Consider the following 12,642-nt stretch of genomic DNA (forward strand, 5'->3'; position numbering starts at 1 on the left):
ATGAAGGAGACAGGCATGAACCAAGAGGTCATGAATCTTTTCAATCCGCAGGTGCCTGCACAGAATTTCGATTCCATTCGGATTTCGATCGCGTCTCCGGAGAAGATCCTCTCCTGGTCTTACGGTGAGATCAAGAAGCCGGAAACCATCAACTACCGTACGTTCAAGCCGGAACGCGACGGTCTGTTCTGTGCGCGCATCTTCGGGCCGATCAAGGACTACGAATGCTTGTGCGGCAAGTACAAGCGTATGAAGTACAAGGGCATCATCTGCGAAAAGTGCGGCGTCGAAGTCACGCTGTCGCGCGTTCGCCGTGAGCGCATGGGCCATATCGAGCTCGCAGCTCCCGTTGCCCACATTTGGTTCCTGAAGTCGCTGCCATCACGCATTTCGACGCTGCTCGACATGACGCTGAAGGATGTCGAGCGCGTCCTCTACTTCGAAAACTACATCGTCACCGAGCCGGGCCTGACCGCCTTGAAGGAGCACCAGCTCCTCTCGGAAGAAGAGTACATGCTCGCTGTCGACGAATACGGCGAAGACCAGTTCACCGCGATGATCGGCGCTGAGGCGATCTACGAGATGCTGGCGTCGATGAACCTCGAAAAGATCGCTGGCGACCTGCGCGCAGAGCTTGCCGACACCACGTCGGATCTCAAGCAGAAGAAGCTGATGAAGCGCCTGAAGATCGTCGAGAACTTCATGGAGTCGGGAAACCGTCCGGAATGGATGATCATGAAGGTCGTTCCGGTCATCCCGCCGGATCTGCGCCCGCTGGTTCCGCTCGACGGCGGCCGTTTCGCGACGTCGGATCTGAATGATCTCTACCGCCGCGTCATCAACCGTAACAACCGTCTGAAGCGTCTGATCGAGCTTCGTGCGCCTGGCATCATCATCCGCAACGAAAAGCGCATGCTGCAGGAATCCGTTGACGCGCTGTTCGACAACGGCCGTCGCGGCCGTGTCATCACCGGCGCCAACAAGCGTCCGCTGAAGTCGCTCTCCGACATGCTGAAGGGCAAGCAGGGCCGCTTCCGTCAAAACCTGCTCGGCAAGCGCGTCGACTATTCCGGCCGTTCCGTTATCGTCACCGGTCCGGAACTGAAGTTGCATCAGTGCGGCCTGCCGAAGAAGATGGCGCTCGAGCTCTTCAAGCCGTTCATCTATGCCCGCCTTGACGCCAAGGGTTACTCCTCGACCGTCAAGCAGGCCAAGAAGCTGGTCGAGAAGGAAAAGCCGGAAGTCTGGGATATCCTCGACGAGGTCATCCGCGAGCATCCGGTTCTCTTGAACCGCGCACCGACGCTGCACCGCCTGGGTATCCAGGCCTTCGAACCTATCCTGGTCGAAGGCAAGGCGATCCAGCTGCATCCGCTCGTCTGCACGGCCTTCAACGCCGACTTCGACGGCGACCAGATGGCCGTTCACGTGCCGCTGTCGCTCGAAGCTCAGCTCGAAGCCCGCGTGCTGATGATGTCGACCAACAACATCTTGCATCCGGCCAACGGCGCGCCGATCATCGTTCCCTCGCAGGACATGGTTCTCGGCCTCTACTATCTGTCGATCCTCAATCAGAACGAGCCGGGCGAAGGCATGGCCTTCTCTGATCTCGGCGAGCTGCATCACGCCCTCGAAAGCAAGGTCGTGACGCTGCACACCAAGATCCGTGGCCGCTTCAAGTCGATCGACGAGGATGGCAAGCCTTACTCGAAGATCTATGAGACGACGCCTGGCCGTCTGCTCATCGGCGAACTGCTGCCGAAAAACGGCAAGGTGCCCTTCGATATCTGCAACCAGGAAATGACCAAGAAGAACATCTCGAAGATGATCGACACGGTCTATCGCCATTGCGGCCAGAAGGACACGGTCATTTTCTGCGACCGCATCATGCAGCTCGGCTTCGCCCACGCCTGCCGCGCCGGCATTTCGTTCGGCAAGGACGACATGGTCATTCCGGACGCCAAGGCCAAGATCGTTGCCGACACCGAAAACCTGGTGAAGGAATACGAGCAGCAGTACAATGACGGCCTCATCACCCAGGGCGAAAAGTACAACAAGGTTGTCGACGCCTGGGGCAAGGCGACCGAAAAGGTCGCCGAAGAGATGATGGCCCGCATTAAGGCGGTCGAATTCGACGAGAAGACCGGTCGCCAGAAGCCGATGAACTCGATCTACATGATGAGCCACTCCGGTGCCCGCGGTTCTCCGAACCAGATGCGCCAGCTGGGCGGCATGCGTGGCCTCATGGCCAAGCCGTCGGGCGAAATCATCGAGACCCCGATCATCTCGAACTTCAAGGAAGGCCTGACCGTCAACGAGTATTTCAACTCGACCCACGGCGCCCGCAAGGGTCTGGCAGACACCGCCCTGAAGACCGCCAACTCCGGCTACCTGACCCGCCGTCTCGTCGACGTCGCTCAGGATTGCATCGTCACGCACGTCGATTGTGGAACGCAGACGGGCCTCACCATGACCGCCATCGTCGATGCCGGCCAGGTGGTTGCCTCGATCGGCGCCCGTATCCTCGGCCGCACGGCGCTCGACGACATCGATCATCCGGTCACGGGTGAGCGGATCGTCGATGCGGGCAGGATGATTCTCGAGCCCGACGTCGTCGAAATCGAGAAGGCCGGCATCCAGTCGATCCGCATCCGCTCGGCGCTGACCTGCGAAATCCAGACGGGCGTCTGCTCGGTCTGCTACGGCCGCGACCTCGCGCGCGGTACGCCGGTCAATATGGGCGAAGCCGTCGGCGTCATCGCTGCTCAGTCGATCGGCGAGCCGGGTACCCAGCTCACCATGCGTACCTTCCACCTTGGCGGTACGGCAACCGTGGTCGACCAGTCGTTCCTCGAAGCCTCGTACGAAGGTACGGTGCAGATCAAGAACCGCAACATCCTGCGCAATTCCGATGGCAACCTCGTTGCCATGGGCCGCAACATGACCGTCCAGATCCTGGACGAACGTGGTGTCGAGCGGTCGTCGCAGCGTGTGGCCTACGGTTCGAAACTGCATGTCGACGAAGGCGACAAGGTCAAGCGCGGCCAGCGCCTGGCAGAGTGGGACCCCTACACCCGTCCGATGATGACGGAAGTGGCCGGTACCGTTCAGTTTGAAGATCTGGTCGACGGTCTCTCCGTTCTGGAAGCGACCGACGAATCGACCGGCATCACCAAGCGTCAGGTTATCGATTGGCGTTCGACCCCGCGCGGCTCGGACCTCAAGCCGGCGATCGTCATCAAGGATGCTAGCGGCAATATCGCGAAGCTGTCCCGTGGTGGTGACGCCCGCTTCTTCCTCTCGGTCGATGCGATTCTGTCGGTCGAGCCGGGCACGAAGGTCTCCCAGGGTGACGTTCTCGCCCGTTCGCCGCTCGAAAGCGCCAAGACCAAGGACATCACCGGCGGTCTGCCGCGTGTTGCCGAGCTGTTCGAAGCCCGCCGTCCGAAGGACCACGCCATCATCGCAGAGATCGATGGTACGATCCGCCTCGGCCGCGACTACAAGAACAAGCGTCGCGTCATCATCGAGCCGGCGGAAGACGGTGTCGAGCCTGTCGAATACCTGATCCCGAAGGGCAAGCCCTTCCACCTTCAGGAAGGCGACTATATCGAAAAGGGTGACTACATCCTCGACGGTAACCCGGCTCCGCACGACATCCTGGCGATCAAGGGTGTGGAGGCTCTGGCCTCCTACCTCGTCAACGAGATCCAGGAAGTCTACCGCCTGCAGGGTGTCGTCATCAACGACAAGCACATCGAGGTGATTGTCCGTCAGATGCTGCAGAAGGTGGAAATCACCGATGCAGGCGACTCGACCTATATCGTCGGCGACAATGTCGACCGGATCGAGCTCGAAGACGTCAACGATCACCTGATCGAGCAGGGCAAGAAGCCAGCCTATGGCGATCCGGTTCTTCTCGGCATCACCAAGGCGTCGCTGCAGACCCCGTCCTTCATCTCGGCCGCGTCCTTCCAGGAAACGACGAAGGTGCTGACGGAAGCTGCGATCGCCGGCAAGACCGACGGCCTGCAGGGTCTGAAGGAAAACGTCATCGTTGGCCGCCTCATCCCGGCCGGTACCGGCGGCACCATGACCCAGATCCGCCGCATCGCCACGTCGCGCGACGAGATGATCCTCGAAGAGCGCCGCAAGGGCACGGGTGCTGCCGTCGCCACGCCGATGCTGCAGGACATGGCCGAAAAGGCTCCGGCTGCGGAATAACCCGCGGCTGAAGTCGACGAATTGAAAAACCGCCCGGAGCGATCCGGGCGGTTTTTCATTTTTTGGTCTGCTCTGAGGCTGCTTCCGCTTATGCTGCCTTGAAAGCGCCAGCGGCGGCTCCGTTCAGTTGAACCGGATGATCGCGACTTCGCCTTCGACGGCTCCCTGGTAGGCAGATGCGTGCGGCTCTTCGGCCGGGACCTCGGTCAGCATGCCGATCTGGTCGAGATCGGCCTCGATGAAGCCTTCCTCGGCAAGGGCGTTCAAGGCCTCGCGTACGGCAGTGTCGTCGTCAGGCGCCTTCAGCATGATGTGCAGGTCGATACCTTCGCTGGCGTCGGACTCGTAGCCCTTGCCGATGATGATGAAGATCATCGGGCCGTCGAAATTATTGTCGTTATCAGGTGTCGTGATCATCGCCTGTCCTTCGGCTCTTTGACGATTCGGTCGCTCGAATCCCGCTGTGAGGGCCGAACGTCGCAATTGCTGATTCCTTAACTGCTTTTGCTGCAATGCCCAAGTTTTTATGTTCGAGCACGGCCGTGATTTCGTCTAGAAGAATGAAACAGGGCGTTCGGCCGGCATATCAAGGCGATACGGCGAGTTTATTTCTTAACCGGCCTTGACGAGACGGGTGGAAACCAGTAGTACCCCGGCCATCAGATCCCATGTGAGGCTTGGCTGTTCGGGGCGACTCGCCCTGAAGTTCACCTCAAACAAGGTTCTAAACGCACGTTGAAGTCATGATGCTGCACGCACGACGCATGTTCTATGCGTCCTCTGCTCCTTGTGGTCCATCTGCGGAAGCGGATCGGGCCATATTTTGCGCATTGACGGAAAGCGTACGTCACTGCCGGAGACGGCGCGAGTTCAAGCCCGCAAGGGTACTGAGATAAAACGTAAGGGATGGTTGAATGCCTACCGTAAACCAGCTGATCCGCAAGCCTCGCCAGGCGAACGTAAAGCGTAACAAGGTTCCTGCACTCCAGGAGAACCCGCAGAAGCGCGGCGTTTGCACGCGCGTCTACACGACGACGCCGAAGAAGCCGAACTCGGCTCTGCGTAAGGTCGCAAAGATCCGCCTGACCAACGGCTTCGAAGTCATTGGTTACATCCCCGGCGAAGGTCACAACCTTCAGGAACACTCTGTCGTCATGATCCGTGGCGGCCGCGTCAAGGACCTTCCGGGTGTCCGTTATCATATCATCCGCGGCGTTCTCGATACCCAGGGTGTCAAGAACCGCAAGCAGCGCCGCTCCAAGTACGGCGCGAAGCGTCCGAAGTAATTCGGGTTTTGAATAATCCGGCGCTGCGCGAGGTCCTCCGCGTCATGAAGCGCCTTAACGGTTGAAGAGACAAAAGTATGTCCAGACGTCATAAAGCAGAAAAGCGCGAGATCAATCCGGACCCGAAGTTCGGCGATCTCGTCGTCACCAAGTTCATGAATGCCATCATGCTCGACGGCAAGAAGTCCGTTGCTGAAAACATCGTCTACGGTGCGTTCGACGTTGTCCAGGGCAAGGCCAAGCAGGAGCCGCTCACGGTTTTCCATTCTGCGCTTGAGAACATTGCCCCGCACGTTGAAGTTCGCTCGCGTCGTGTCGGTGGTGCGACCTATCAGGTCCCCGTCGATGTTCGTCCGGAGCGCCGCCAGGCTCTTGCTATTCGCTGGCTGATCGCTGCTGCCCGCAAGCGCAATGAAACGACTATGGTTGACCGCCTTTCCGGCGAGCTGCTCGATGCGTCCAACAACCGCGGCTCCGCCGTCAAGAAGCGCGAAGACACGCACAAGATGGCTGACGCCAACCGCGCGTTCTCGCACTATCGCTGGTAATTCCGAACGGTATCGAAAGGCAGTCCACCATGGCTCGCGAATATAAAATCGAAGACTACCGCAATTTCGGTATCATGGCGCATATCGACGCCGGCAAGACCACGACCACCGAGCGTATTCTTTATTACACCGGCAAGTCGCACAAGATCGGCGAAGTCCACGACGGCGCAGCCACCATGGACTGGATGGAGCAGGAGCAGGAGCGTGGCATCACGATCACCTCTGCTGCCACCACGACCTACTGGAAGGGCCGTGACGGCAAAATGCGCCGTTTCAACATCATCGACACTCCCGGCCACGTCGACTTCACCATTGAAGTCGAGCGTTCGCTGCGCGTTCTCGACGGCGCCATCGCGCTGCTCGACGCTAACGCCGGTGTTGAGCCGCAGACGGAAACCGTCTGGCGTCAGGCCGAGAAGTACAATGTCCCGCGGATGATCTTCTGCAACAAGATGGACAAGACCGGTGCGGACTTCTACCGCTCCGTCGAGATGATCAAGACCCGTCTCGGTGCAACGGCTGTTGTTATGCAGCTGCCGATCGGTGCGGAGACCGAATTCAAGGGCGTCATCGACCTGGTCGAGATGAACGCACTCATCTGGCGCGACGAGTCGCTCGGCGCCCAGTGGGATGTCGTCGAGATCCCCGAGGACATGAAGGCCAAGGCTGAGGAATATCGCGAAAAGCTGATCGAGACGGTCGTCGACATCGACGAAGCCGCCACCGAAGCTTACCTCGAAGGCATTCTGCCGAACAACGATCAGATCCGTGCGCTGGTTCGCCGCGGCACGATCGACGTCAAGTTCCACCCGATGTTCTGCGGCACCGCCTTCAAGAACAAGGGCGTGCAGCCGCTGCTCGACGCCGTCGTCGACTACCTGCCGTCGCCGATGGACATCCCGGCGATCAAGGGCATCGACTTCAAGACGGAAGCCGAAATCGAGCGTCATGCCGACGACAGCGAGCCGCTTTCCATGCTCGCCTTCAAGATCATGAACGACCCCTTCGTCGGTTCGCTGACCTTCGCCCGCATCTACTCCGGCAAGCTCGAAAAGGGCGCCTCGGTCATCAACACGGTCAAGGACAAGCGCGAGCGCGTCGGCCGCATGCTGCAGATGCACTCCAACTCGCGCGAAGACATTGAAGAAGCCTTCGCAGGTGACATCGTGGCTCTCGCCGGCCTCAAGGAAACCACGACGGGCGACACGCTCTGCGATCCGCTGAAGCCGGTTATCCTCGAGCGCATGGAATTCCCGGAGCCGGTCATCCAGATCGCCATCGAGCCGAAGACCAAGGGCGACCAGGAAAAGATGGGCCTTGCGCTCAACCGCCTGGCTGCTGAAGATCCGTCCTTCCGTGTCAAGACCGACCAGGAATCAGGCCAGACCATCATCGCCGGCATGGGCGAACTGCATCTCGACATCATCGTCGACCGCATGCGTCGTGAATTCAAGGTCGAAGCAACCGTTGGCGCGCCGCAGGTTGCCTACCGTGAAACCATCACCCGGAAGCATGAAGAAGACTACACCCACAAGAAGCAGTCCGGTGGTACCGGCCAGTTCGCGCGCGTCAAGATCGTCTTCGAACCGAACCCGGAAGGCGACGAATTCAAGTTCGAATCCAAGATCGTCGGCGGTTCCGTTCCGAAGGAATACATCCCCGGCGTTCAGAAGGGCATCGAAAGCGTTCTGTCTTCGGGTCCGCTCGCAGGCTTCCCGATGCTCGGCGTCAAGGCAACCCTCATCGATGGCGCCTTCCACGACGTCGACTCTTCGGTTCTCGCCTTCGAAATCGCATCGCGTGCTTGCTTCCGTGAAGCAGCCAAAAAGGCCGGCGCTCAGCTGCTCGAGCCGATGATGAGGGTCGAAGTCGTCACCCCGGAAGATTATGTCGGCGACGTTATCGGCGACCTGAACTCCCGTCGCGGTCAGATCCAGGGCCAGGAAAGCCGCGGTATCGCCGTTGTCATCAATGCGAACGTTCCTCTCGCGAACATGTTCAAGTACGTCGACAACCTGCGCTCCATGTCCCAGGGCCGCGCCCAGTACACGATGACCTTCGATCACTATTCGCCGGTACCGTCGAACGTCGCAACTGAAATCCAGGCAAAGTATTCCGGTCAGAAGTGACCGGAATACCAATTGACCGATAACAAGAATTAGATCCCTTCGGGGACTAGCAAAACGGAGACCCGAAAATGGGAAAGAGTAAGTTTGAGCGCAACAAGCCGCACGTCAACATTGGCACGATTGGCCACGTTGACCACGGCAAGACGTCTCTGACGGCAGCGATCACGAAGTACTTCGGTGAGTACAAGGCGTACGACCAGATCGACGCGGCTCCGGAAGAAAAGGCCCGCGGCATCACGATTTCGACGGCGCACGTCGAGTATGAGACGCCGGCGCGCCACTATGCGCACGTCGACTGCCCCGGCCACGCCGACTACGTCAAGAACATGATCACCGGTGCTGCCCAGATGGACGGCGCGATCCTGGTGTGCTCGGCCGCTGACGGCCCGATGCCGCAGACGCGCGAACACATTCTGCTGGCCCGCCAGGTCGGCGTTCCGGCAATCGTGGTGTTCCTGAACAAGGTCGACCAGGTTGACGACGCCGAGCTCCTCGAACTGGTCGAGCTCGAAGTTCGCGAACTGCTGTCGTCCTACGACTTCCCGGGCGACGAAATCCCGATCGTCAAGGGTTCGGCGCTGGCTGCTCTTGAAGATTCCGACAAGAAGATCGGCGAAGACGCGATCCGCGAGCTGATGGCTGCGGTCGACGCCTACATCCCGACGCCTGAGCGTCCGATCAACCTGCCGTTCCTGCTGCCGATCGAAGACGTGTTCTCGATCTCTGGCCGCGGCACGGTTGTGACCGGCCGCGTCGAGCGTGGCATCGTCAAGGTTGGCGAAGAAGTCGAGATCGTCGGCATCCGCCCGACGACGAAGACGACGGTGACCGGCGTTGAAATGTTCCGCAAGCTGCTCGACCAGGGCCAGGCTGGCGACAACATCGGCGCGCTGATCCGCGGCGTTACCCGTGACGGCGTTGAGCGTGGCCAGATTCTGTGCAAGCCGGGTTCGGTCAAGCCGCACAAGAAGTTCATGGCTGAAGCCTACATCCTGACGAAGGAAGAGGGTGGCCGTCATACGCCGTTCTTCACCAACTACCGTCCGCAGTTCTACTTCCGCACGACCGATGTGACCGGCATCGTGACGCTGCCGGAAGGCACCGAGATGGTGATGCCGGGCGACAACGTCACGGTATCGGTCGAGCTGATCGTTCCGATCGCGATGGAAGAAAAGCTGCGCTTCGCCATCCGCGAAGGCGGCCGCACCGTCGGCGCCGGTATCGTCGCCTCGATCGTCGAGTAATTAGCGGCTGGGCCACCTGGCCCAAGGAAAGGATAGGGACGCCGATCTCGGTGTCCCTCTCGATCTTTGAAACCGGTGGCCCGCTAACGTAACTGAAGGTAAGTCGTGTCCCTAAGTGGTGACACGCGGATAACAGACACAAGGATAAAGTCGAATGAACGGCCAGAATATCCGCATCCGCCTGAAGGCGTTCGATCACCGGATTCTCGATGCCTCCACGCGCGAGATCGTATCGACGGCTAAGCGCACCGGTGCAAGCGTCCGGGGCCCCGTTCCGCTTCCGACCCGCATCGAGAAGTTTACGGTCAACCGGTCCCCGCACATCGACAAGAAGAGCCGCGAACAGTTCGAGATGCGCACGCATAAGCGCCTTCTCGATATCGTTGACCCGACCCCGCAGACGGTAGACGCGCTGATGAAGCTCGATCTCGCCGCCGGTGTCGATGTTGAGATCAAGCTCTGAGACCTCGGGTCTTCGGGCTGAGTGAGAAGGATTGAACCGATGCGTTCAGGTGTGATTGCACAGAAGGTGGGAATGACCCGCGTCTATAACGACGCCGGCGAGCATGTCCCGGTAACGGTACTGCGTATGGAAGGCTGCCAGGTCGTAGCCACGCGCACTGTCGAAAAGAATGGCTATACCGCAGTTCAGCTCGGTGCCGGCCAGGCGAAGGTGAAGAACACGTCGAAGGCGATGCGCGGCAACTTTGCCATCGCCAACGTCGAGCCGAAGGCCAAGCTGACGGAATTCCGCGTGTCGGAAGATCAGCTGCTCGAGGTCGGCACTGAGATCAAGGCGGGTCACTTTGCAGCCGGTCAGCTCGTCGACGTGACGGGCACGACGATCGGTAAGGGTTTTGCCGGCGCCATGAAGCGCCACGGTTTCGGCGGTCTGCGTGCCACGCACGGTGTGTCGGTGTCTCACCGTTCGCACGGTTCGACCGGCTCGCGCCAGGATCCGGGCAAGGTTTTCAAGAACAAGAAGATGGCTGGTCACATGGGCCAGACGCGCGTCACGACGCAGAACCTGGAAGTGGTTTCGACCGACGAAGATCGTGGTCTGATCCTGATCAAGGGTGCTGTTCCTGGTTCCAAGGGTGCTTGGATCATCGTGCGCGACGCCGTCAAGTCGGCCGCGAAGTAAGGGAGCCAGATCAATGGAATTCAACGTCAAGACCCTCGAGGGAAAAGACGCCGGGAAGGTTTCCCTTTCGGACGCGATTTTCGGCCTCGAGCCCCGCGAAGACATTCTCGCCCGCGTCATCCGCTGGCAGCTTGCCAAGAAGCAGCAGGGCACGCACAAGGCTAAGGGCCGCGCGGAAGTTTCGCGCACCGGCGCCAAGATGTACAAGCAGAAGGGTACGGGCCGCGCCCGCCACCATTCGGCTCGCGCTCCGCAGTTCCGCGGCGGCGGCAAGGCTCATGGCCCGGTCGTCCGCAGCCACGAGCACGATCTTCCGAAGAAGGTTCGTGCACTCGGCCTTCGCCACGCCCTTTCGGCCAAGATCAAGGCCGATGACGTCATCGTCATCGACAACCTGATTGCCACCGAAGCCAAGACCAAGGCTCTCGCGTCCGTTTTCGAGACGCTCGGCCTGACCAACGCCCTCTTCATCGGCGGCGCAGAGCTTGACGGCAACTTCAAGCTCGCAGCTCAGAACATCCCAAACATCGATGTTCTGCCGATCCAGGGCATCAACGTTTACGACATCGTGCGCCGCGGCAAGCTCGTGCTTTCCAAGGCCGCGGTTGAAGCGCTAGAGGAGCGATTCAAGTGACCGATCTTCGCCACTACGATGTGATCGTCTCTCCGGCGATCACCGAAAAGTCCACGCTGGTATCCGAAAACAACCAGGTTGTTTTCAATGTCGCCAAGCAGGCGACGAAGCCGGAAATCAAGGCTGCGGTCGAGGCGCTGTTCGGCGTCAAGGTCACGGCTGTCAACACTCTGCTGCGCAAGGGCAAGACCAAGCGGTTCCGCGGTTTCGTCGGCAAGCAGAAGGACGTGAAGAAGGCTGTTGTGACGCTGGCTGAAGGCCAGACGATCGACGTCTCCACCGGTCTCTGAGGTATAAGAAAATGGCATTGAAAACTTTCAATCCGATCACCCCGAGCCAGCGCCAGCTGGTCATCGTCGACCGCTCGGCCCTCTACAAGGGCAAGCCGGTCAAGGCGCTGACGGAAGGTCTGACCAAGAGCGGCGGTCGTAACAACCTCGGCCGCATCACCGCCCGCTTCATCGGCGGTGGTCACAAGCGCACCTACCGTCTGATTGACTTCAAGCGTCGCAAGTTCGACGTCGAAGGCACGGTCGAGCGTATCGAATACGATCCGAACCGCACGGCTTTCATCGCGCTGGTGAACTATGCTGACGGCGAGAAGGCTTATATCCTCGCTCCCCAGCGTCTCGCTGCCGGTGACAAGGTTATCGCTTCCGAGAAGGCTGTCGACGTCAAGCCCGGCAACACCATGCCGCTGCAGTTCATCCCGGTCGGCTCCATCATCCACAACGTGGAAATGAAGCCGGGCAAGGGTGGTCAGATCGCTCGCTCCGCCGGTGGCTACGCACAGCTCGTCGGCCGCGACCAGGGCATGGCGATCCTTCGCCTGAACTCCGGTGAACAGCGTCTCGTTCATGGCTCCTGCCTTGCTTCGATCGGCGCCGTCTCCAACCCTGATCACGCCAACATCAACGACGGCAAGGCCGGTCGTACCGTTTGGCGCGGCAAGCGTCCGCATAACCGCGGTGTCGTCATGAACCCGGTCGACCATCCGCACGGCGGTGGCGAAGGCCGCACCTCCGGTGGTCGCCATCCGGTGACACCGTGGGGCAAGCCGACCAAGGGCAAGCGCACCCGGTCGAACAAGTCGACCGACAAGATGATCATGCGCTCGCGTCATCAGCGTAAGAAGTAAGAGAGGAAGTCTCCAATGGCTCGTTCAGTATGGAAAGGTCCGTTCGTTGACGGCTATCTTCTCAAGAAGGCTGAGAAGGTTCGTGAAGGCGGTCGCAGTGAAGTGATCAAGATCTGGAGCCGTCGCTCCACGATCCTGCCGCAGTTCGTCGGTCTCACCTTCGGCGTCTACAACGGCAGCAAGCATATCCCGGTCAGCGTCAATGAAGACATGGTCGGTCACAAATTCGGTGAATTCTCTCCGACCCGCACCTACTACGGTCACGGCGCGGACAAGAAGGCGAAGAGGAAGTAAC

12 protein-coding genes are annotated in these 12,642 nt (G+C 59.9%); 11 read left to right on the forward strand and 1 reads right to left on the reverse strand.

Annotated elements, in window-relative coordinates:
• The first annotated feature begins 15 nt into the window (after positions 1–15).
• Positions 16–4,224: a DNA-directed RNA polymerase subunit beta' gene (gene rpoC / locus N2A41_RS07685; protein WP_260110652.1), complete on the forward strand. Its 4,209-nt coding sequence runs from the start codon at positions 16–18 to the stop codon at positions 4,222–4,224.
• 123 nt (positions 4,225–4,347) lie between these two features.
• Here rpoC and N2A41_RS07690 read toward each other — a convergent pair whose 3' ends face one another.
• Positions 4,348–4,641, reverse strand: a complete 294-nt coding sequence (locus tag N2A41_RS07690) for a hypothetical protein (RefSeq protein WP_003547528.1) — start codon at positions 4,639–4,641, stop codon at positions 4,348–4,350.
• A 497-nt stretch (positions 4,642–5,138) separates the two neighbouring features.
• On the opposite strand from N2A41_RS07690, the gene rpsL reads away from it, so the two are divergent.
• From rpsL to rpsS, 10 genes are all read left to right on the forward strand, one after another.
• A complete protein-coding gene (rpsL, locus tag N2A41_RS07695; protein WP_003547537.1) occupies positions 5,139–5,510 on the forward strand; it encodes a 30S ribosomal protein S12 in 372 nt (123 codons plus the stop codon).
• Between the two features lie 77 nt (positions 5,511–5,587).
• Positions 5,588–6,058: a 30S ribosomal protein S7 gene (gene rpsG, locus N2A41_RS07700; protein WP_011651422.1), complete on the forward strand. Its 471-nt coding sequence runs from the start codon at positions 5,588–5,590 to the stop codon at positions 6,056–6,058.
• A gap of 29 nt (positions 6,059–6,087) precedes the next feature.
• A complete protein-coding gene (gene fusA / locus N2A41_RS07705) occupies positions 6,088–8,187 on the forward strand; it encodes an elongation factor G (RefSeq protein ID WP_260110653.1) in 2,100 nt (699 codons plus the stop codon).
• A gap of 68 nt (positions 8,188–8,255) precedes the next feature.
• On the forward strand, positions 8,256–9,431 hold the full coding sequence (gene tuf, locus N2A41_RS07710; protein WP_017963897.1) for an elongation factor Tu: 1,176 nt from the start codon (positions 8,256–8,258) through the stop codon (positions 9,429–9,431).
• Positions 9,432–9,585: 154 nt separating this feature from the next.
• Complete coding sequence (gene rpsJ / locus N2A41_RS07715) at positions 9,586–9,894, forward strand: 30S ribosomal protein S10 (RefSeq protein ID WP_003547547.1); 309 nt, start codon at positions 9,586–9,588, stop codon at positions 9,892–9,894.
• Between the two features lie 39 nt (positions 9,895–9,933).
• Positions 9,934–10,575, forward strand: a complete 642-nt coding sequence (rplC, locus tag N2A41_RS07720; RefSeq protein ID WP_003547548.1) for a 50S ribosomal protein L3 — start codon at positions 9,934–9,936, stop codon at positions 10,573–10,575.
• Positions 10,576–10,588: 13 nt separating this feature from the next.
• Complete coding sequence (gene rplD, locus N2A41_RS07725; RefSeq protein WP_017963906.1) at positions 10,589–11,209, forward strand: 50S ribosomal protein L4; 621 nt, start codon at positions 10,589–10,591, stop codon at positions 11,207–11,209.
• Positions 11,206–11,499, forward strand: coding sequence for a 50S ribosomal protein L23 (locus tag N2A41_RS07730; RefSeq protein ID WP_003547550.1), 294 nt, complete (start codon positions 11,206–11,208; stop codon positions 11,497–11,499). Before rplD ends, N2A41_RS07730 begins: the two co-directional genes overlap by 4 nt.
• 11 nt (positions 11,500–11,510) lie before the next feature.
• Positions 11,511–12,347 (forward strand): 50S ribosomal protein L2, encoded by an 837-nt coding sequence (gene rplB / locus N2A41_RS07735; protein WP_003547551.1) that lies wholly within the window; start codon positions 11,511–11,513, stop codon positions 12,345–12,347.
• Positions 12,348–12,362: 15 nt separating this feature from the next.
• Positions 12,363–12,641 (forward strand): 30S ribosomal protein S19, encoded by a 279-nt coding sequence (gene rpsS / locus N2A41_RS07740; protein ID WP_003547552.1) that lies wholly within the window; start codon positions 12,363–12,365, stop codon positions 12,639–12,641.
• Position 12,642: the final 1 nt, after the last annotated feature.

Source organism: Rhizobium sp. SRDI969, from assembly GCF_025152725.1.
In the GTDB taxonomy this organism is placed as follows: Bacteria; Pseudomonadota; Alphaproteobacteria; order Rhizobiales; family Rhizobiaceae; genus Rhizobium; species Rhizobium leguminosarum_I.